At 62.3% G+C, this 20,574-nt stretch carries 20 protein-coding genes and 1 tRNA gene; 6 read left to right on the plus strand and 15 right to left on the minus strand.

Annotation, left to right across the window (positions count from 1 at the left end; all coding sequences use genetic code 11):
* The first annotated feature begins 86 nt into the window (after positions 1-86).
* Genes AB5Y83_RS16725 through AB5Y83_RS16745 form a run of 5 tightly spaced genes read left to right on the plus strand, consistent with a single transcriptional unit; the run spans position 87 to position 4,932 of the window.
* Positions 87-1,709 (plus strand): ABC transporter substrate-binding protein, encoded by a 1,623-nt coding sequence (locus tag AB5Y83_RS16725; RefSeq protein WP_368175569.1) that lies wholly within the window; start codon positions 87-89, stop codon positions 1,707-1,709.
* Positions 1,694-2,704 (plus strand): ABC transporter permease, encoded by a 1,011-nt coding sequence (locus AB5Y83_RS16730; protein ID WP_139494285.1) that lies wholly within the window; start codon positions 1,694-1,696, stop codon positions 2,702-2,704. The genes AB5Y83_RS16725 and AB5Y83_RS16730 overlap by 16 nt, the downstream gene beginning before the upstream one ends.
* Positions 2,694-3,509 (plus strand): ABC transporter permease, encoded by an 816-nt coding sequence (locus AB5Y83_RS16735; protein ID WP_139743663.1) that lies wholly within the window; start codon positions 2,694-2,696, stop codon positions 3,507-3,509. Before AB5Y83_RS16730 ends, AB5Y83_RS16735 begins: the two co-directional genes overlap by 11 nt.
* Positions 3,503-4,291 (plus strand): ATP-binding cassette domain-containing protein, encoded by a 789-nt coding sequence (locus AB5Y83_RS16740; protein ID WP_368175570.1) that lies wholly within the window; start codon positions 3,503-3,505, stop codon positions 4,289-4,291. The genes AB5Y83_RS16735 and AB5Y83_RS16740 overlap by 7 nt, the downstream gene beginning before the upstream one ends.
* Complete coding sequence (locus AB5Y83_RS16745; RefSeq protein ID WP_368175571.1) at positions 4,291-4,932, plus strand: ATP-binding cassette domain-containing protein; 642 nt, start codon at positions 4,291-4,293, stop codon at positions 4,930-4,932. Before AB5Y83_RS16740 ends, AB5Y83_RS16745 begins: the two co-directional genes overlap by 1 nt.
* A 311-nt stretch (positions 4,933-5,243) precedes the next feature.
* Here the strand turns inward: AB5Y83_RS16745 and hypB are convergent, their stop codons facing one another.
* Entirely contained in the window at positions 5,244-6,116 is an 873-nt protein-coding gene (hypB, locus tag AB5Y83_RS16750; protein ID WP_368175617.1) for a hydrogenase nickel incorporation protein HypB, read from the minus strand.
* Here hypB and AB5Y83_RS16755 point away from each other — a divergent pair.
* Complete coding sequence (locus AB5Y83_RS16755) at positions 6,003-6,359, plus strand: hypothetical protein (protein ID WP_368175572.1); 357 nt, start codon at positions 6,003-6,005, stop codon at positions 6,357-6,359. The two genes, hypB and AB5Y83_RS16755, sit on opposite strands and share 114 nt — an antisense overlap.
* Here the strand turns inward: AB5Y83_RS16755 and hypA are convergent.
* The 14 genes from hypA to AB5Y83_RS16825 form a co-directional block, all read right to left on the minus strand.
* On the minus strand, positions 6,337-6,678 hold the full coding sequence (hypA, locus tag AB5Y83_RS16760; RefSeq protein ID WP_045526958.1) for a hydrogenase maturation nickel metallochaperone HypA: 342 nt from the start codon (positions 6,676-6,678) through the stop codon (positions 6,337-6,339). The genes AB5Y83_RS16755 and hypA overlap by 23 nt on opposite strands.
* 69 nt (positions 6,679-6,747) lie before the next feature.
* On the minus strand, positions 6,748-7,752 hold the full coding sequence (gene hypE / locus AB5Y83_RS16765) for a hydrogenase expression/formation protein HypE (protein WP_368175573.1): 1,005 nt from the start codon (positions 7,750-7,752) through the stop codon (positions 6,748-6,750).
* Positions 7,749-8,861, minus strand: coding sequence for a hydrogenase formation protein HypD (hypD, locus tag AB5Y83_RS16770; RefSeq protein ID WP_368175574.1), 1,113 nt, complete (start codon positions 8,859-8,861; stop codon positions 7,749-7,751). Before hypD ends, hypE begins: the two co-directional genes overlap by 4 nt.
* Positions 8,855-9,106, minus strand: coding sequence for a HypC/HybG/HupF family hydrogenase formation chaperone (locus AB5Y83_RS16775; protein ID WP_021230224.1), 252 nt, complete (start codon positions 9,104-9,106; stop codon positions 8,855-8,857). Before AB5Y83_RS16775 ends, hypD begins: the two co-directional genes overlap by 7 nt.
* A gap of 5 nt (positions 9,107-9,111) precedes the next feature.
* Positions 9,112-11,550: a carbamoyltransferase HypF gene (gene hypF / locus AB5Y83_RS16780; protein WP_368175575.1), complete on the minus strand. Its 2,439-nt coding sequence runs from the start codon at positions 11,548-11,550 to the stop codon at positions 9,112-9,114.
* Positions 11,547-13,460, minus strand: a complete 1,914-nt coding sequence (gene selB / locus AB5Y83_RS16785) for a selenocysteine-specific translation elongation factor (RefSeq protein WP_368175576.1) — start codon at positions 13,458-13,460, stop codon at positions 11,547-11,549. The genes hypF and selB overlap by 4 nt, the downstream gene beginning before the upstream one ends.
* 4 nt (positions 13,461-13,464) lie before the next feature.
* Positions 13,465-14,934 (minus strand): L-seryl-tRNA(Sec) selenium transferase, encoded by a 1,470-nt coding sequence (gene selA / locus AB5Y83_RS16790; RefSeq protein WP_368175577.1) that lies wholly within the window; start codon positions 14,932-14,934, stop codon positions 13,465-13,467.
* Positions 14,935-15,248: 314 nt separating this feature from the next.
* A tRNA-Sec gene (locus tag AB5Y83_RS16795) sits at positions 15,249-15,340 on the minus strand.
* 213 nt (positions 15,341-15,553) lie between these two features.
* Positions 15,554-16,045 (minus strand): hydrogenase maturation peptidase HycI, encoded by a 492-nt coding sequence (gene hycI, locus AB5Y83_RS16800; protein WP_203119027.1) that lies wholly within the window; start codon positions 16,043-16,045, stop codon positions 15,554-15,556.
* On the minus strand, positions 16,045-16,458 hold the full coding sequence (locus AB5Y83_RS16805; protein ID WP_368175578.1) for a formate hydrogenlyase maturation HycH family protein: 414 nt from the start codon (positions 16,456-16,458) through the stop codon (positions 16,045-16,047). Before AB5Y83_RS16805 ends, hycI begins: the two co-directional genes overlap by 1 nt.
* The gene (locus AB5Y83_RS16810; RefSeq protein WP_005333324.1) at positions 16,451-17,266 is read right to left on the minus strand and encodes an NADH-quinone oxidoreductase subunit B family protein; all 816 of its coding nucleotides are present in this window, start codon (positions 17,264-17,266) and stop codon (positions 16,451-16,453) included. The genes AB5Y83_RS16805 and AB5Y83_RS16810 overlap by 8 nt, the downstream gene beginning before the upstream one ends.
* A complete protein-coding gene (locus AB5Y83_RS16815; RefSeq protein ID WP_236374976.1) occupies positions 17,266-17,811 on the minus strand; it encodes a formate hydrogenlyase complex iron-sulfur subunit in 546 nt (181 codons plus the stop codon). The genes AB5Y83_RS16810 and AB5Y83_RS16815 overlap by 1 nt, the downstream gene beginning before the upstream one ends.
* Before the next feature lie 9 nt (positions 17,812-17,820).
* A complete protein-coding gene (locus tag AB5Y83_RS16820; RefSeq protein ID WP_040065714.1) occupies positions 17,821-19,539 on the minus strand; it encodes an NADH-quinone oxidoreductase subunit C in 1,719 nt (572 codons plus the stop codon).
* 80 nt (positions 19,540-19,619) lie between these two features.
* Positions 19,620-20,573 carry a respiratory chain complex I subunit 1 family protein gene (locus tag AB5Y83_RS16825; protein ID WP_206874568.1) on the minus strand — a complete coding sequence of 318 codons (954 nt, stop codon included), beginning with the start codon at positions 20,571-20,573 and terminating at the stop codon, positions 19,620-19,622.
* Position 20,574 lies beyond the last annotated feature (1 nt).

Here is a 20,574-nt window from a genome sequence, read left to right on the forward strand (position 1 = left end):
TGGCCCCTCACTCCCATGTTCAGACACGCATTCCACCTCTTTTTTGAGTGATGATCCGTGAGTGGTACAAAACAAGAAGGATCCCCATGACTGTTCCACGCAATTCCCTTCGCCATTACTGTGGCACCAGTGCTGCCGCCCTGTTGACTCTGCTGCTGGGCACTGCCTCTCACGCGGCGCTGGCCGCAGCCCAACCTGTGCCTGCCGAGCTCAAGCTCGCCATCGGAGCTGAACCCACCGAAGGGTTTGACCCTCTGCTTGGCTGGAGCCACGGCAGCTACCTGCTGCTGCACAGCCCGCTGCTCAAACAGATTGCTGGCGATAGTGCCGATCTCAGTTGGCAGAATGTGCTCACCCAAGCGGTGACCCCGAACAAGGATGGCAAGGGGTGGCTCATTACCCTCAAGCCTGACCTGAAATTCTCCAACGGCGCGCCGCTCACCGCTGAAGATGTGGCCTTCACCTACAACAGCGCAGCTCAGGGTGGCGGCAAGATCGACATGGGCAACTTTGTCTCGGCCAAGGTGCTCTCATCCACCGAAGTTGCCATCACCCTGAGTGCCCCCCAGAGCACCTTCGTCAACGTGCTGGGATCCTTGGGCATAGTGTCGAAGAAGGATTACGACGCAAAAGCATATGCCCAAAAGCCGGTCGGTGCCGGCCCTTACCGGCTGGTGAGCTTCCTGCCCGGTCAACAGCTGGTGGTGGAGGCGAACCCCTATTACGCCGGCGGCAACAACGACTTCAAACGGCTGGTCTTTGTCTTTATCGATGAAGAGAGCGCCTATGCCGCCGCCCAGAGTAGCCAGCTCGATGTGGTGCGCATCGCCCCGTCACTGGCGCCAACCGCGTCTGCTTCCCTCAAGCTCTGGGTGCGGCCGAGCGTGGAGAACCGCGGCATCGTCTTCCCCATTCCGCCTGCTGGTGGCAAGGATGCCAAGGGTTATCCCATCGGCAACGATGTGACCTCGGACGTGGCGGTGCGCCGTGCCATCAACTACGCCATCGACCGCAAACTGCTGGCCGACCAGCTGCTGGAGGGGCATGCCATCCCCGCCTACAGCGCGGTAGAAGGCCTGCCCTGGCTAAACAAAGCCACCGCCTTCAAGGATGGCGATGCTGCCCACGCCAATGCCCTGCTAGACGAGGCGGGCTGGAAAATGGGCAGTGACGGCGTTCGCCACAAGGGTGACCTGCGCGCCGCCTTTACCCTCTGGTACACCAGCGGTGACAGCACCCGCCGGGATCTTGCGGAAGCGGTGCGGGCCATGCTCAAACCCATCGGCCTCGAGGTGAGCCTTAAATCCGGCAGCTGGGAGCAGGTGGAGCGGGAGATGCACGCCAATCCGGTGCTGATGGGGTGGGGGAGTCTGGATCCCATGGAGCTCTATCACCACTACCAGAGCGGCTCCGGTGGGGTGGAGTTCTACAACCCGGGCTACTACAGCAACCCTGTGGTAGATGACCACCTCAAGCAGGCGCTGGATGCCCCGAACTGGCAGGCGGCCGTGCCGTTCTGGCAGCAGGTGGAGTGGGATGGCAAGACCGGCGCCGGAGTGCAGGGAGATGCCGCCTGGGCCTGGCTGCTCAATGTGCAGCACACCTATCTCGCCAACCGTTGCATCGATCTTGGCAAGGGGGCGCCGGAAATCCACGGTAGCTGGTCACTCCTCAACAACCTGCAGGATTGGCGGTGGACGTGCCGTTAAGTTCGCCCTTGAGTCATTCAGGTTATCTGTTGCTAAAAGCCCTGCTGCGTCTGGCAGGGCTGTTATGTCTGGTCTCGGTCGCCACCTTTGTGCTGCTGAGTTACTCCCCCATCGACCCCATCAAGGCCTATATCGGCAACGATCTGCTCCATGTGCCACCGGAGCAGTACGCCCGCATCGCCGCCCGCTGGGGGCTGGATCAGCCGCTCTGGCTGCGCTATTGGCACTGGTTTACTCAGGTGCTGCAGGGGGATCTCGGTTACTCCATGCTCTATAACGCACCTGTGGGTGAGGTAATAGGCCAGCGCTTTGCTGCCTCCTTCCTGCTGCTGGCGGGTGCCTGGCTGCTCTCCGGCTGTTTCGGCATTCTGCTGGGCCTCTGCGCCGGTCGCTATCTCAATCACTGGCCCGATCGCCTTATCTGCCGCTTCGCCTACCTGCTCGCCTCCCTGCCCACCTTCTGGGTCGGCCTGTTGCTGCTCGCCCTGTTTGCGGTGCATTGGCCACTACTGCCGGTCTGCTGCGCCTGGACGCCGGGTCTCTCCGCCGATGAGGCAGATTGGGCTATGCGAGCGCGCCATCTGTTGCTGCCGGTGACGACCCTGGCGCTGCTCGGGGTGGGCAACATTGCCCTGCATACCCGGGCGCGGGTGGCCGAGGTGCTGGATAGCGACTTTATCCGCTACGCCCGCGCTCAGGGCGATGGCGGCTGGCCCATGCTGCGTTTTCATGTGCTGCGCCATGCCCTGACCCCAGCGATCTGCCTGCAGTTTGCCTCCCTTGGCGAACTGATTGGCGGATCGCTCTTGGCCGAGAAGGTCTTCTCCTACCCGGGGCTCGGCCAGGCCACCGTGGATGCGGGGCTCAGGGGCGATATTCCCCTGCTGATGGGAATCGTGCTCTTTTGCACCCTGCTGGTCTTTATTGGCAACACTGTGGCCAGTTTGCTGCTGGCGCGCATCAATCGGGGTTGGGAGGGCGAGCATGCTGTTTAATCCGTTTCCCTCGATACTGCGGCTGGGTTTTGCCCTGATCGGATTGGCGCTGCTGGCCACTTACGGCTGGAGCCTCTCTCATCAGGATGTGCCGATGGATCTGCTGGCGCGCCAGCAACCTCCCTCGCTGACCCACTGGTTCGGCACCGATCAGATGGGGCGGGATCTCTGGTTGCGGGCTTTTCAGGGCACCCTCACTAGTCTGGAACTTGGCATCAGCACTGCGCTCTGTAGCGGGTTGCTGGCAATGGTGGCGGCCAGCGTATCGCTCGTTCACCCCAGATGTGATGCGGCGGTGCGAATGGTGATCGACGCCATGCTGGCGCTGCCCCATATGCTGCTCTTGATCCTTATCTGCTTTACCGTGGGGGGCGGCATGCGCGGGGTGATCCTGGCGGTGGCGCTCACCCACTGGCCCAAGCTGGCGCTCATTCTCTGTGCCGAGGCGCGGCGGATCGCCTGCAGCGACTATGTGGTGCTGGCCCGTTGTCAGGGGATGGGGGCGCTGCGTCGCTGGCGCATTCACCTGTTGCCGGGGCTGTTGCCTCAGTGGTTTATCGGCACCCTGCTGATGTTTCCCCATGCGGTGCTGCACAGCGCGGCCTTGAGCTTTCTCGGCTTTGGTCTGGCGGCCCACGAGGCCTCGCTGGGCCTGCTGCTGGCCGATGCCCTGCGTTATCTGGCCGGCGGTGGCTGGTGGCTGGCCCTCTTCCCGGGACTGATGTTGTTGCTGCTGGTACTGCTGTTTGATCAGGCTACCCGCGCTTTGCAACAGCTGCTGTGGCACAGGAGTGAACCATGCTGAGTTTTGATCAGGTGACCATAGAGGCGGCCCACTACTCCTGGCTGGGGCGGCGCAGCTGGCGGCCTTTGCTGACCGATATCAGCCTGCAACTGGCGCCGGGGGAGATAGTGGCGCTGGTGGGGGGGAGCGGCGAGGGCAAGAGCCTGTTGTTGCAAAGCGCTCTGACTCTGCTGCCGGACAATCTGCGGATGCGCGGCACCATCTCCCTCGATGGCACGCCTCTGTGCGATGCCAGTAGGGCCCGTTTGCGCGGGCACACCCTCTGCTATGTGCCACAGGGGGTGAGCGCCCTCAATCCACTGTTGACGGTGGAGCGTCAGCTGGGACGTGCGGCACGCCTCTGCGGCCAGAGCGGTTCTCGCGAGCGGCTCGGCGAGCAACTGCTGCGCTACCAGCTGCCCGCGACCACCCTGGACAGGTACCCGCGCCAGCTCTCCGGCGGCATGGCCAAGCGCATTCTGGCCTGCACTGCGGCGCTCGGCGGTGCCCGCTACATTCTGGCAGACGAGATCACCGCCTGGCTCGACGAGGGGCTTGCCTGTCTGCTGCTCGGCCAGTTGCGTGAATTGGCCAATCAGGGCAGCGGCATCCTCTGGGTGACCCACGATCTGGCGCTGGCAGCCCGCTTTGCCGATCGCATAGTCGCGCTGCATCAGGGGCAGGTGAGCGATACCTTGAGCTGCCACCATCTGCGCCAGGGGCAGGGGAGCGAGATGCTCAGAGCCCACTGGCAGGCGCTGCCGGAGTTCAACGCGCTCTTCTCTGTGTCGGAGGTTTCCTGATGTTGGAAGTACAAAACCTCACCATCGCCCAGGGGGAACGTCCCCTTTGGCAGGGTTTATCGCTGACGGTGAAAGCGGGGGAGCGGCTCGGCATCTCCGCCCCGAGCGGCCATGGCAAGACCACGTTGGGGCGGGTATTGGCCGGTTGGCAACCGGTTGGGGCCGGCGGGCAGATCCTGCTGGATGGGCAGCCGGTGCCTGAACAGGTAAAAGGTTATAACCCCATCCAGCTGGTGCCCCAGCACCCGGAACTCACTTTCAATCCCTATCGCACCACCGGGCAGGCGCTCTGGGATGTATGGCGCCCTGATGACGCCATGCTTGCCCGCTTTATGGTCAAGCCTGAATGGCTCGGTCGTAAACCTGGCCAGCTCTCCGGTGGTGAGCTGGCCCGCATCGCGCTGCTGCGCGCCCTCGATCCCCGCACCCGACTGCTGATTGCCGACGAGGTGACTGCCCAGCTGGATCCGCAAATTCAGCGCCAGCTCTGGCGGGAGTTGATGATTGAGTGCGAACAGCGCGGGCTTGGTATGCTTGTCTTCAGTCACCAGCAGGCACTGCTGCGCCAGATCTGCCACCGGGTGCTGCACTTTGGTGAGGTGCAGCCCGAATCTGGGGAGCTGACCGAAAGCGCAGCTTGAGAGTTGGTTCCCCCTCATCCCTAGCCCTTCTCCCGCAAGGGGAGAAGGGAGCAGACGGTGACTCTCCCCAAGCTTGGGGGCACAAGCTGGTTGTTATGCTCGCAGTGCGCGTACTTCGAACTTATTGCCAGCATCCACAAACCGGTTCCCTCTCCCTGGGGAGAGGGCCAGGGTGAGGGGACGCGAGTATGAGTCGCTGGCCATTCTGTACAGAGAGAACCGTTGGCAAAGCGCGCAGATAAAAGAGAGGGAGGCATCAGCCTCCCTCTTTTGCTGTCCACCGTTAGCAACGGCGTTTAACCGGTTTATGTTCAGGCCGTGGCCAGCCAGTTGAGCCAAGCATCCATCCCTTCGCCTGTGGTGGCGCTGACCTGGATCACCTGAATATAGGGGTTGACCCGTTTGGCGTTCTCGATGCAGCGGGCCACGTCAAAGCTGACGTAGGGCAGCAGATCAATCTTGTTGATTACCATCAGCTGGGCGGCGGCAAACATGTCCGGGTATTTCAGCGGCTTCTCTTCCCCCTCGGTGACCGAGAGGATCGCCACCTTGTACTTCTCGCCGAGATCGAAGCTGGCGGGGCAAACCAGATTGCCGACGTTCTCGATAAAGAGGATGCCCCCTTCATTGGCAGGCAGCTGGTGGCAGGCGTCGTGGACCATTTTGGCGTCCAGATGGCAGCCCTTGCCGGTGTTGATCTGCACGGCAGGGACGCCGGTGGCACGGATGCGATCCGCATCGGCACTGGTCTGTTGATCCCCTTCGATCACCGCGCAAGGCCGCTTGTCGGCCAGCTGGCGCAGGGTTTCGCATAGCAAGGTGGTCTTGCCTGAACCCGGGCTCGACACCAGGTTAAGCACCAACTGGGCCGCCTCGTCGAAGTGCTCGCGGTTATGGGCCGCCAAGGCATTGTTCTTGGCCAGCACATCCATCTCGATGGCGATCAGCTGGCGCTGCCCCATGCCGGGCACCGACAATCCCGCTTCCCCTTTGCCGTAGTGCAGATCACCCTGCTGATGGTCATGGTCATGGTCATGGTCATGGTCATGGTCATGGTCATGGCTGTGATCATGGGGATGCGCGTGGGAATGGCCGTGGTCATGAGAGTGGGCATGTTCATGATGATGGTCGTGGGGGTGATCTTGGTGGTGCTCATGGGGCTGATCATGCCCCTCATGGCTTATGGGAGCCCGCACCCCGTGGTAGTGGTGATGGACATCCCCCTGATGGTGATAGTGGTGGTGAATGATCAGGGTGCGCGGCGCGCTCTGCTCGTGATCATGATGGTGATGGGCGTCATGAGCATGATGATGGTCGTGCTTATGATCATGTTCGTGATGATGCTCATGATCGTGCTCATGGCCGGCAATCCGCGCTTGGCCGCATCCGCATACGCTACACATATCAACTTACCTCGATGTCGGTGATGCGCAGGCTATCGCCCTGCGCGACTCGTAATTTGTATCCGCCGCACTCGGGACAGGCCTGCCCGCGCTCGGTGAGGGTGACCGTCTGGTTGCAGTCGTAACACCAGGCCTCTGCCGCCTGATGCTGAAAGTGCAGCTGGGCTCCTTCGACGGCGGTGCCCTTGGCGGCCGCCTCGAAACAGAAGGCAATGGTGTCCGGGTCGACGCAGGAGAAGCTGCCGACCTCGAGCCAGAGGGCGGTCACCCTGGTAAAACCCCGCTGGGTGGCCTGCTCGGCTGCCAGATCTATGGCGGCCATGGCCAGAGACATTTCGTGCATGGTGGCTCCTTAACCGATATGGAGAGGAGCAGTGACTCCTCCCTGTAATTGACGGAACGGCATGGCCGATCAACAGATCCGCGGCAGCAGCTCCCCTTGCGGCAGCTCCAGATAACGGCGACTGCCCCAGGGGTTGTTGAGGATCACCTTGTGGCGATCGCTTGCCTGCACCACGCCGATCTGACTGGCTGCGGGGTTGAATTGCCGCAAGATGCCCAGCGCGTCCTGCGCCTGTTCGGCTGGCAGGGCCAGCACCATGGTTCCCTCGTTGGCGAGATCATGGGCCTCGAAGCCGTAGAGCTCGCACAGGCCACGCACCGGATCGCACACCGGAATGGCGGACTCCTCCAGCTCGATGGCAACGCCGGAGGCGCTGCTCCACTCGTTGAGCACGGCGGCAAGGCCACCGCGGGTGGCGTCGCGCAGGGCATGAGGGGTAATGCCCGCCTGCAGGAGCGCTTCTACCTGCGGCCAGAGGGTGGTGCAGTCGCTCTTGAGATCAGATCCCAGTTGCAGGGCGTCACGGGCCATCAGGATGCAGGCGCCGTGGCTGCCGATATCCCGCGATACCAGAATGGCATCACCGGCCTTGAGGTTGCGTACCGAGATGCCCCGGCTCTGTTCGGGCTGGGGGAAGGTGCCGACCCCGCTGGTGTTGATAAAGATCTTGTCGGCCGCCCCCTTGGGCACCACCTTGGTGTCGCCGCAGACGATGCGGGCGCCGCTCTTGGCCAGCTCCGCGGCCATCGACTCGACGATGCGGGCCAGATCGGCGTAGGGGAAACCCTCCTCGATGATAAAGCTGCAGCTCAGATACTCGGGCTTGGCCCCCATCATGGCGAGATCATTGACCGTGCCGGCGATGGCCAGCTTGCCGATATCCCCTCCCTCGAAGAAGAGCGGCGAGACGGTAAAGCTGTCGGTGGTGAAGGCGACGGGGCCGTTCACCGGCAGCAGGGCGGCATCTTCACCGCGCAACAGGATCTCGTTGCCAAAGTGGCGAAAGAAGAGCTGGTTGATCAGCTGGTTCATCTCCACGCCGCCGCCGCCATGGCTTAACTGAATTTCTCTCATTGGATCCCCATATATCGGTAGTAGGCATTGCAGGCCCCTTCGGAGCTGACCATGCAGCTGCCCATGGGCTGGGTCGGGGTGCAGCCCCGGCCAAAGACTTTGCACTGGTTCGGTTTGGCCAGGCCGCGCAGGATATCGGCGCACTGGCACGCCTTGTGGTCATCGATGGGAGTCTGATTGAGCTGGAAGTGGCGCTCCGCATCGCGCTTGGCAAAGGCATCCCGCAGGCGCAGGGCAGAGGCGTTGATATCCCCCAGACCTCGCCAGCGAAAGTGCTCGCGGGTCTCGAAAAAGCGCTCGACCAGCCGCTGGGCGGCTTTATTGCCACTGGCAGTGACGGCGCGGCTGTACTGCACCTCCAGCGCGTAGCGACCCTCCACCTTCTGGCGCACCATCATCAAGAGTGCCTCCATCACATCCACCGGTTCGAAGCCACTCACCACCACCGGCACCTGATAGCGATCGACGATGGGCAGGTAGATATCGGCGCCGGTGATGACGCTGACGTGGGAGGGGCCGATAAAGGCGTTCACCTTGGCCACCCCGTCGGCCATCACCGCATGAATGGCTGGCGGCACCAGCACATGGTTGATATGAAACAGCAGATTCTCGACCCCTTGCTCTTCAGCGGCACCCAGCAAGGCGGCCGTCATGGGGGTGGAGGTCTCGAAACCGATGGCGAAGAAGACCACGGTTTTTTCCGGGTTCTCTTTGGCGATACGCAGGGCATCGAGGGGGTCATAGACCGGACGGATATCGCTCCCCTTGGCCCGCTGCTGGGCCAACGTGCCTTTGGAGCCCGGTACCCGGATCATGTCCCCCAGGGTGACCAGAATGACGCTGGGCTGGCGGGCGAGCTCGATAGCCTGATCGATGCGCTCTTTGGGCATGATGCAGACCGGGCAGCCGGGGCCGTGGACAAACTCGATGCTGGCGGGCAGCAGCTGGTGCAGGCCGTACTTCATGATGGTGTGGGTATGGCCGCCACACACCTCCATCACCCGCAGCGGTTCGGGGAGTAATTTGGCCAGTTCGGTGATCTGGGCGGCGAGGGCGCGGATCACCTCGGGCTGACGAAAGCCCTGAAAGAGATCATTCAAGGTCAGCATGGCAAGATATCCTGCTCTGGCATCAGGGCCACCATCTGGCGGAAGCTCTCCAGGCTGGCCTGCGCCTCCTCTTCGTCAATCTTGCTCATCACAAAGCCGATATGGAGCAGCACATAGTCGCCAATGTTGAGAGGCTCTTCGAGCAGCATGCAGCTGACGCGCCGCTGCACCCCCAGGGTATCGACGGTGACGCAGTTATCTTCGGGGTGCAGTTGCACCACCTGAGAGGGGATGGATAGACACATGGATTTCAGGACTCCGACAAGGTGGCACAACCGGTTGTGACAGGCTGGTGCGTGGCAAGATGGTGGATGGCAAACCAGAGCTGACCGGCGGCGATGCCACCGTCATTGAGCGGCAGGGTTTCACTGGTCAATACCTGCCGACCGGCTGCTTCGAGCGCGGGCACAAGCTGGTCCATCAGCACCCGGTTTTGAAAGACGCCGCCCCCGAGCGCCACCGGATAGCCGGGGAAGCGTTCGGTAAGGGCGATGACCAGATTGCTGATGGCGCGGATAAAACCGGCGGCCAGGCTGGCGGTGGCGGTGCCTTTGCGCCGCTCGCTGACAAGGGTATGGATCAGCTCGGCCCACTCGATATGCAGTGGCCCTTCCGCTGATTGGCTGAGATCAAAGGCGAGGGGAAAGGGCTGTTCATCGGGTGCCAGCTGCAAGGCAGCCGCCTCCAGCAAGAGTCCCGCTTCGCCCTCGTAATCGGGGGTATCGATCACCCCCAAGAGCGCCGCCACCGCATCGAACAGCCGACCGATGGAACTGGTGTAAGGGGCGTTGCGACCAAGGCACCAGAGCTGGTGCAGGTTGCTGATCCGCTTAAGGGGCAGTTGCTTGATCAACGGAATATCGAGGGTGCTGATCTGCTCCACGTCATATGACTCAAACAGCAGTCCCAGCAGCTGGCGCACCGGCTCGCGGATGGCCGCCTCGCCGCCGATCAGCTTGAAGGGTTTGAGGTGGGCAACCCGCTCAAATCCCTGAACGTCTGCGATCAGCAGCTCGCCGCCCCAGAGGGTGCCGTCATCGCCAAGGCCGGTGCCGTCAAAGGCAACCCCCAGCACCGGGCCCGTGATGTCGTGCTCGGCCATCACCCCCAGCAGGTGGGCGTGATGGTGCTGCACCTCGAGGTGAGTGGCACCCTGATCGCGGCAATAGCTTTTGGCCCACTGGTGGCTGAGGTAGCCGGGGTGGCGATCCGAGACCAGCAGTTCTGGCTTGAGATCGTAGAGTTCGCGAAAGGTGGCCAGGGTCTGCTCGAAGTGCTCCTGCATCGGCAGGCTGTGCAGATCGCCAATATAGGGGCTGTAGATGCGCTGGCGGCCGAAGGCGAGCGCCAGCTGGTTCTTCTGTTGCGCCCCGACCGCCAAGAGCTGCACCCTGACCGCCTCTTTCAGGCTGGGAGTGCAGGGGGCATAGCCCCGGGCGAGGCGCAACGTCTGGCGCCGCCCGCCTGCCCACTGCACCAGACTGTCGTCGCACGGGTGCAGGATGGGGCGGTTGTGATCCAGGATGCCGTCAATCTCGCTGCCGAGTTCCCTGACCACCGCCTCACATTCGATAAGGATCGGGCTGCCGCGACCATTGGCGCTGGTGGCCACCAGCGGCATGGCGCAGGCATCCAGCAGCAGCTGATGGAGCGGGGTATAGGGGAGCATAACTCCAAGGTAGAGGATGCCGGGGGCGATCCCCTCGGCCAGCGGCGCGGTTGTCAGTCGGGATTCTGAGAGCCGATCATCGTTAATGCGCTTGCGCAGCAAGGTGATGGGTCTGGCCTGAGAGGTGAGCAGCTTCCACTCTGCCTCGCTGCCGGTGACATGCAATTTGGCCTCGGCAAGGGAGCCCATCATCACCGCCAGCGGCTTGCGCGCGCGCCGCTTGAGCATTCGTAATCTGGCCACACTCTGTTCATTGCGGGCATCACACATCAGGTGATAACCCCCCATCCCCTTGACCGCAATAAGCTTGCCCGCCTGCAGGGCGCTTGCAGCTGCTTGCAGGGCATCCTCGCGCTCGGCCAGCGCATCGCCGTGGCCGCTGCGCCAGGTCAGATGCGGCCCGCACTCGGGGCAGCTCACTGGCTGGGCGTGGTAGCGTCTGTCCAGCGGGTTTTCATAGGCCGCCGCACAGCGCCGGCACATGGCAAAGCCTGCCATGGCGGTATGGGGTCTGTCGTAGGGGAGGCGTCGGATGATAGTGTAGCGCGGGCCGCAGTGGGTGCAGTTGGTAAAGGGGTAGTGGTGGTGGCGATCTGCGGGATTGGCCACATCCGTGGCGCACGCCTCGCACATCCCCTGATCCGGCGAGATGGCGACCGTGGCCGCGCTTTGCTGCTGGCTCGCTTTAATTCGAAACTGGCCATGATATTGGCCATCGAAGTCGGGATCATGAGCGAAGGGCAGTTCCCGCTCGCTGAAATGATCGATGCGGCTAAGCGGCGGCGCCAGTTCCCGCAGTTCGCGAGCAAAGCTGGCCAGCTGCTCAGGCGATCCTTCGGCACCTATGGTGACGCCGTTGGCATCGTTCAACACATAACCGGCAAGGCCGTGGCGCAGCGCCAGCCCATAGACGAAGGGGCGAAAGCCGACCCCCTGTACGATGCCGTCGATATGAAATTCGCGGCGCAGCCGGTTGGCCACAGGATTGGCAGACACAGAGGGGGCGATGGTGGCGCTCATGCCGGCTCCATCTCATCTTGAGTCTGCGGCAAACGCAGCACCCGGCGCTCGTTCTCCTCGCGCCGCACCCAGCCATCCATTTCCATGCGCAGGCAGAACGGAATGGCGTATTTGCGCGACAAACCGGTGATCTCCTTGAGGGATGCCATGTCGATCAGATCTCCCACCTGCTGGCCCGCCAGCACGGCGGCGACCATCTGGTTGTAAAGCTCGGCGTCGTAGTAGATGGGGCCATCGAGCTGCACCAGATACTTGAGTCGCGCCAGATTGCGCAACTGCTTTTGCAACGCGCCTTTTTGCAGCAAGCCCTGCTGCAGGGCCGCGGGCAGCTTGCGGGTGATAAAGGGGTCCAGCTCCACGCCGCCGGGGCCCAGTTTACCGGGCTCATAACCCTCCTTGCCTTGATCTCGCACCACCTTGAGCACCAGCTGTGCCTCTTCCCCCAGATCATCTTCCGACTCGCCGCAGCCCGGCTGCCACTTGTCATGGTGCAGGCGAATTAGCTGCTCGCTCTTGAGCTGCTGGAGCAGGGCTTGCATGACCGGCAGGGCGATGCCAAAGCGGGTTGCCAGCTCGGCGGCGCTAAGCGGTTCGCTGGCCAGGGTCGCGAGCAGCTGGTCGCGGCTTTGGGCCAGCCAGCAGTTATCCAGCAGCCACTCACCGAGGGGGGTGACCTGCTCTGGCCGCTGGTCAAAGCGGCTGGCCAGCACATAGCCATTGAGCCCCAGCTGCAAGGCTGCAGGGTTGTAGCGCTCCAAGTCATCAGGCAGCTCACCCAGCAGGGCGTGCAGCGCCTTGCGTCTGGCGGGATGGATGTCGCCGCACCAGACGATGCGGGCGCCGTGCAGCAGTTCGCTGCTGCCGTGGCGAATGATGGCAAGCGGCTGGCCAAAGAAGCAGGGGATGGGGCTGGTAAAGATCAGCCGCGCCAGCCGGGTATCCTTGATGGGCAGCTCTTTTATAGGTGCCTCTTTTATCGGCACACAACGGGCCCGGCCATGCCAGCTGCCGAGGGCTACTTCCACCTCCTGCGTGCGTAGCGCCTTGTCGCTCAGGCTCTCGGTGTTGAGTCGCACGATAAGGTGGGTTGCCGCCTCGCACTGGCCCGCCGCGCTGGTGAGGCAGTGACCGCGGGCCACTTCCTTGTGGGGCACTTTTTTAAGGCCCACAGCTACCCGGCAGACGGCGCCAATCTCGTCGACGCTCTGGTGATAGGCCTGCAGGGAGCGCACCTGCACCTCCCGATCGGCAGGGTAGAGGCGCAGCTTGTCCCCCACCTTGAGGCTGCCCTGCTGCAAGGTGCCGGTAAGCACGGTGCCGGTACCGTTGGCGGTAAAGACCCTGTCCACATACAGTCGCGGGGCGCTCTGTTCGCGGGCAGCGTGTGAGGCTGGCAGATCGGCAAGCTGGCGCACGATGGCGGCGTGCAGGGCAACCATATTGGCGCCGGTTTTGGCGCTGACGCTGACGATGTCGGGCACCATGCCGCTCTCGTCCATTACCCGCTCCAGCAGGCTCTCCTCCAACAGCAAAAGCTCGTCGGGGGAGACCAGATCGCACTTGTTGATGCAGACCAAGAGACGCGGCACCCCCATCGCCTTGAGCAGGCGCAGGTGATCGCCGGTCATCGGCATCCACCCCTCGTCGGCGGCGATGACCAGCAGCACCAGATCCAGACTCCAGAGCCCCGCCACCATGTTGCGGATATAGCGCTCGTGGCCGGGTACATCGATGACGCCTATGGTGTTGCCCTGACCGTCGTCGAAGTGGGCAAAGCCGAGATCCTGGGTCATGCCGATGGCCTGCTCATGGGCTCGGGCGGTGGTGATGCCGGTGAGGGCCTTGATCAGCAGGGTCTTGCCGTGATCCACGTGGCCGGCAAGACCGATAACGGCGCGATAGGGGGTCATGGGATCAGGGCTCCTCGGTCACAGTGATCGGAGTGGGCAGCAGCAATTCCTTGAGTTGGGCGATCAGCAGTTCCATCTCGGTCGGCAGCAGGGTCGCCATATTGAGCAGCACCTTCTGCTGGCGCACCGTGGCGATGACCGGCACTGGCAGTTCGCGCAGGGCGTCGAGCAACTGCTGGGCCGGACGCGGGTCGGTGCATTCGAGCGCAGGGGCCGGGTAGAACTCGTCCGGCAAGGTGCCGCCGCCCACCACCAGCTGGGCGGGGACCGGCACAAAGCAGCCGGGCAGGGCGGCCATAAGCTGATCTGCTCTCGCCTGCATGGCGGCCGGGTTGCTCAAGGTGCGCTGGGCAATACCCTCACCGATGGGGGATTTGTTGAGCTTGTGGATGAGCAGGCGTTCGAGCAGGGAGTAGACGATGCGGCTCGGGCGGAAGGTGCGCATCATGGGGTGCTTTTCCAGCCGCTTGATAAGGTCGCTGCGGCCGCTGATGATGCCCGCTTGCGGGCCCCCCAAGAGCTTGTCGCCTGAGTAGCAGACCAGATCTGCCCCCGCCTTGATGTACTGGCGCACCGAGGTTTCATCCGGCGCAAACTCTTCGCTGGTCAAGCCGGAGCCCTGATCCACCGCCAGCACCACATGCTCGGGCAGGGCGCGGGCCACCTCGCCGATATCGGGGGATTCGGTAAAGCCGCGAATGGCGAAATTGGATCTGTGCACCATCAGCACCAGCGCGGTCTGATCGGTGATGGCATCGAGGTAATCTTTGGCGGTGGTGATATTGGTGGTGCCCACCTCCACCAGTTTGGCGCCGGAGAGGGCCAGAATGTCGGGGATGCGAAAGCCGCCGCCAATCTGGATCTGCTCGCCGCGCGAGACAATCACCTCGCGCCCCTTGGCCACCTCCTGCAGCAGCAAAAAAAGCGAAGCGGCGTTGTTGTTGACCACCAGCGAATCCTCGGCCTGGGTGAGGCAACGGAGCAGGGGGGCGATCAGCCCCTTGCGCCCGCCGCGTTTGCCGGTGGCGAGATCCAGCTCCAGATTGTTGTAGCCGGTGTTGAGGTCGCGCACCTCGTCCCACAGCTCGTGACTTAATGGCGAGCGCCCCAGATTGGTATGCACCAGGGTGCCGGTGGCGTTGATCACCCGGGTCTGACGCTGGCGCAACTGCTGCCGGCAGCGCTTGGCAATCAGCGCCTCGATCTGCTCGGGGGCAACGCCATGCAGGCGAAAATCTTCGCTCTGGCGCAGCTCGCTCAGGGTCTCGCGCACCGCCTGAGTCACTAGCGGGCGGCTCAGCACTTCGATAAAACCGGTGAGAAAGGGTTGCTGCAGCAGCTGTTCTACTTGCGGCAAGCGGCGCGTTTGTTGCTGGCCGGGCTGTTGCTGAGAATCTGGCTGTGAATCGTCGGCAGCCGTACCTGATGCGGGCTGGCGATGGGGGATGGCTGGCGCGTGAGACGAGTTCGGCATGGGATTACCAGTGCAGTGCGTGGGTTCGGGATGCGCACCGGTTTGCCGATAGAGAGGCCGAGCTGACGGGTTATGGCACTACTGGCGATTTGCGGATGAGTGCAAACTGGATGCATCAATGAGCGGGTATAAATTAATGCTGCATCGATGCTGATAAATTAATTTTTGGCCAGCGAGATAACCTGAGTTCGGATTATATTGGCAAGCGGCAAGCACCTTTTTTAAGGTATTACTTCAAACATATTGAACAAACAATGGAAATAACATCCAGGCCGAAAAATTCAGCGAGAGAGTGTTTGTTCAATAGATAAAATTGGCGGAAGAGGCAGGAATCGAACCTGCCAAAGCCTTCTCGGCTCACATCGGTTTTGAAGACCGAGGAGGCCACCAGACCCCATCAACTTCCGTAACGGTCGCCATTTTGTGGCAAATTTCTGTGACTGGCAACGCTTTTTTTGTCATAAAAAAGCGAGGGTTAGCGATTTTTTGAAAAAATCAAAGAACCTTGTTTTATATCAAGTTCAGCACAATTAGCCCGATGTTTTTAATTTAACACCGGGCCTCGATCACATTGCCGTAACCGTCGGTCAATAACGGTCGTTAACAACTCGATAAATAATCACCGCTTGGCGTTGGCAATATTCCACTGATCCAGTTTATCTATTAACAGACTGGTGTCACTGGCGGCATCAAGATGCTGATAAAGATAATCCATCGCCTCGCTCACCATCTCGGTCATCGGGAAGGAGAACGCCACGATGGCCGGTTGTACCCCGACAAAGATCACCTCGGGGACAAAGGTCTTGAGTTCGTCGATCAGGAAATTGAGCGGCATATTATGGGTCGAGAAGATAAACATCTCGGCGATGGTCTCAGGGGGGATCACCTGCAGGGTTCCCGCCTTCTCGCCGATCTCGGCGGCATCCACCAGCACCACCCGCTCCGGTTGCAGCTCCCGCACCTTGTAGACCACATTTTCCGGCGCGATGCCGCCGTCGATATGGATCCAGCCGGGCAGGGGGGCGGCTTGCAGTTTGTCGGCAAGATAGGGGCCGGCACCGTCGTCCCCCATCATGGCATTGCCCACGGTCAACACGAGATTGCAGCCCATCAGCGGCTCCTTACCATCAGGTACATATGGGGGTCGTTATAGAGGGTGGTGAGCTGATCCATAAAGGTGTTGGTCCAGCCCAGCTCCTGCTCATCGAGCAGATTGTCGGCTTTGCGCAGTCGGTCGAAGGCGCAGGCCAGCATATGGCAGTGCTCGCGATAGATGGTGATCTCGCCAAAGGTGAGAAACCCCTCCATCTTGCGGCGTGCTTCGCTCCCCTCTGGCAGCTTGGCCACCCAGTCGCGATAACCGGTCAGCGAGCAGACCAGGTCTGCTCGCAGGCAATCGACAATGCCGAGGTGGTGGCCGATGGCGAGGCTGTAGTACATCACCTCTTTGGCTTCCTCGGGGACGTCGAACTGCTCGTCGACGAACTTGCGCGACAAGCGGTAGAAAAAAACCTCGTCAGCCATGCACCGCCTCTCCCTTGCCGGCCGCCCGGTTGAGGCAGGCGTTTGCGAGGTTGTTGACGATCTCCGAGAGGCGCGGATCGTCGTGCTGATCGAGGTAGCTCTGGATGCGCAGATCCACATCCTGCTGGGTCGCCCCTTCGAGCAGGGCCATAAACTCGTCGGCGATGATCCGCCCCTGACGATAACCGGCCATGCGGCGCGCTTCGCGCTCGATCATCACCCGAATTTCATTGGGGATGCCGGTGTGGCGCAGCTCGACCCGCTCACCCGGTTGCACCTCGTGGCTGGTGGCTTTGAGTTTCTGTTCCAGCAGACCGAGCGCCACCGCAAAGCCGTAGATGGTGGCTGCCGGTGTGGGGGGGCAGCCGGGGATATAGACATCCACCGGCACGATTTTGTCGGTGCCGCCCCAGACGCAGTAGAGGTCGTGGAAGATGCCGCCGTCACAGCCGCAGGCGCCGTAGGCGATGCAGATCTTGGGATCGGGTGCCGCCTCGTAGGCGCGCAGGGCCGGTACCCGCATCGCCCGGGTCACCGCGCCGGTAAAGAGCAGGATGTCGGCGTGGCGGGGAGAGGCGACCACCTTGATGCCGAAACGCTCGGCATCGAACAGCGGGGTGATGGTGGCGAAGATCTCGATCTCGCAGGCGTTGCAGCCGCCGCAATCGACCCGGTAGACATAGGCCGAGCGGCGAATGTCTTTGAGCAGGGTCTTCTTGAGTTTGGTGATCTCGGGATCCTGTGCCAGCGGCACGGCGCGGGTATGGGCATGGCCGACAACCGGTTCTATGCCTTTGATCTTGCTCATCACATCCACTCCTGTTGTGTGGCTATCGGTGTGATCAGGGCCGAGTCAGGCTGGCTCAGCATGCTCTGTTTTCGTTTGCAGTCGGGGCAGTGGTGCAGCCGCTCCGGGGTAGTGAGCGGCGTGCCCGCCTGCTTGAGGGTGTCCTCCACCAGCGCCACCAGCTTGCTCGGGGCAAAGTAGGTGCCGCACAGGGTGCAGGGGGCCAGCGCGAAGCGCGCCTCCTCATAAAGATCCGCCTTGTTGGTCACCGCCAGTTCGAACTCGGGGGAGAGGGCGATGGCGCGGGTCGGGCAGACCTCCTCGCAGCGGCCGCAGAAGATGCAGCGCGCCATGGAGATCTCCCAGCGCCGTTCGCCGGTCTCCATATCCACTTCCATCACCAGCGCGTTGGCCGGGCAGGCCTTGGTGCAGGCGGCGCAGGCGATGCACTGATCCGCCTGATATTTCGGTTTGCCGCGAAAATCCCGGTTCACCTCGTAAGGGGCGAAGGGGTACTTGGCGGTCGGGGTGCCAGCCTTGAGGATGGTCTTGAACAGCTTGATCATGATGACCCCTTATTTCAGCGGAGAGTTTTTGCGATCGATGCCGTAGCGCTCGATCTCCTTGTAGGAGACCACGGTGGATTTGCCCTTCTTGGGGTCGACCAGAGTCACCCGGTCGGTACAGGAGTAGCAGGGATCCAGACTGCCGATGATGAGCGGTGCATCCGCCACGGTATTGCCGCGCAGCATGTAGCGCAGAGCGGGCCAGTTGGCGTAGGTGGCGGCGCGGCAGCGCCAGCGGAACAGCTTCTGGTTGTCCCCGGTCATGCTCCAGTGGACGTTCTCGCCGCGGGGCGCCTCGGTAAAGCCCAGCGCAAACTTGCCCGGCTGGTAGGTGAACCCTTCGGTGAGCAGTGGCCCCTCCGGCAGGTGCTCAAGACCAAACTCAATCATGTCGAGGGAGTCGTAGAGCTCGTGGATGCGCACCAGCACCCGGGATTGCACATCGCAACCCGCCTTGGTCTGGATCTCCATCGGCAGCTCGCGGTAGCCGGCAAAGTCGTGGACCCGACGCACGTCGCGCTTGAAGCCGCTCGCCCGCACCATGGGGCCGACGCAGCTGAAATCGCGGGCAATCTGCGGCTCGAGCTTGCCGATACCGATGAGGCGGGAGGAGATATTGGCGGTATCCAGCAGCATGGCCACCAGGGGTTTGAGCTCATCACGCAGCTCGCGCACCAGCTGTGCGCCCTTGATGCGATCTTCCTTGAAGATGTCGCGGCGCACCCCGCCAATCAGGTTGAGGCCGTAGGTCTTGCGCGCGCCGGTCAGCAGCTCGGCCAGGGTCATGGATTTCTCCCGCACCCGGAAGAACTGCATAAAGCCGGTGTCAAAACCGGTGAAGTGGCTCGACAGGCCGATGTTGAGGATATGGCTGTGCAGGCGCTCCACCTCCAGCAGCACGGCGCGGATCATCTTGGCCCGCTCCGGCACCGGAATGCCCATGGCGTTCTCCACCGAGGTGGTGTAGGCGACGCTGTGGGTAAAGCCGCAGATGCCGCAGACCCGGTCGGTCAGAAACGCCACTTCGTTGTAGCCCATGCGGGTTTCCGCCAGCTTCTCCATGCCGCGATGGACATAGAAGAGGCGGTAGTCGGCATCGATGATGTCTTCCCCATCGACGAAAAGCCGAAAGTGGCCCGGTTCGTCGGAGGTGATGTGCAGCGGGCCGACCGGCACGATGCGGTTGGCATCACTGCCGAGCTCGTTGACGAAGGGGTAGGTCTCGGTGTCGGTGGTGGGCATAGGGCGCTGGCGATAATCCATGGCGTCCTTGCGCAGGGGGTGGATATCCTCCGGCCAGTCGTCCGGCAGCACCAGACGGCGTTCGTCTGGCAGACCGATGGCGCGCAGGCCATACATGTCGCGGATCTCCCGCTCGCCCCACACCGCCGCCGGAATGGTCGGGGTGATGGAGGGGTACTCCTGGGTATCGGCATCCACCAGCACCTTGACGGTGATCCAGCACTTGGTGTCGCCCTCCATGGAGAAGACGTGGTAGACGGCGAAGTGGCCGTTGAGGCTGCGCTCGTCATTGGCAAAGGAGAGCGGAAGCCAGCCCCCCAGCTGATGGAAGATCAGGCTGGCCGTCTCGACCAGACTGGTGGGCTTGACGGTAATGGTGGCCTGATCGGCGGTTTGCCACTCCTCGTCGACGATGGCGTGGGGCAGTTGTGCTCGCACCTGCTGGATGTAGTCGCAGCCGATGCGATCCGAAATGGCGATGGTCATGCAGTTCTCACTTTAATGTTCGGGAATGAGCATTCACAAATGATGAAATCGGAAAAAATTGCTGTGCTGGCGGGCATGATTCAGATCCCGACTAGATAGGCGAGCAGCGCCAGCAGGGCCAGCCCCAAGCCGTAGCGGGTGAGCTTGTGGGTGCGCACGAACTGGGTACGGGCCATGGCGTTTTCGATGATGCCCGCCAGAAAAAAGGCCACCAGCAGCTTGCAGGCGAGGATCAGCGCCGCACCGATGAGCGCGGGCAGACTCCAGTTGGCCGCCTTGCCGAAGGGGAGGAAAATGACCAGAAAGAGCTGCACCACCACCAGTTGCTTGAGGCCGATGGAGAGCTTGAGCAGGGCCAGCCCCGCACCGGAGTACTCGGTGAGCGGTCCCTCCTGCAGCTCCTGCTCGGCTTCGGCGCAGTCAAAGGGCAGCTTGCCCATCTCGACAAACACCGCGAAGGCGCAGGCGGCGCCAGCCAGCAGGGTAGCAACCGGCGCGGCCAGCGGCTGGGTCGCCACATAGTTGCTGATATTGCCCAGATCCGAGCTGCCCACCATCATCGCCATGATGAAGCAGGCGAGCACCAGAATGGGCTCCACCAGAATGCCGAGGGTCAGCTCGCGGCGGGCACCGATCCCTGCAAACATGCTGCCGCTGTCGAGTCCCGAGAGAGAGAAGAAGAAGCGGAAGATGGCGAACAGATAGATATCGGTGATGAGATCCCCGGCGATGGGGAAGGGGGACTCATGAGTCAGGGTCGGCAGCGCCATCCCCACCAGCAACAGGGCGGCGATCAGCAGCGCAGGCATCAGGTTGAAGATGATGCCGGCAGGCTCGGGAGTTACCTCCTGACGGCGCAGGAGCTTGGCGATATCCCGGTAATCCTGCAGCAGGCCCGGCCCCTGACGGGAGTGCATCTTGGCCCGCAGCACCCGGTTGAAACCGGTGGCGAGCGGCGCCAGCGCCAGCATGGCGATGGCCTGGGTCAGGGCGAGGGCAACCATGCCCCAGCTCGGCATTTCAAGAACAGGCATA

Origin of the sequence: Aeromonas sp. R5-4 (genome assembly GCF_040908215.1) — a bacterium.
In the GTDB taxonomy this organism is placed as follows: domain Bacteria; phylum Pseudomonadota; class Gammaproteobacteria; order Enterobacterales; family Aeromonadaceae; genus Aeromonas; species Aeromonas veronii.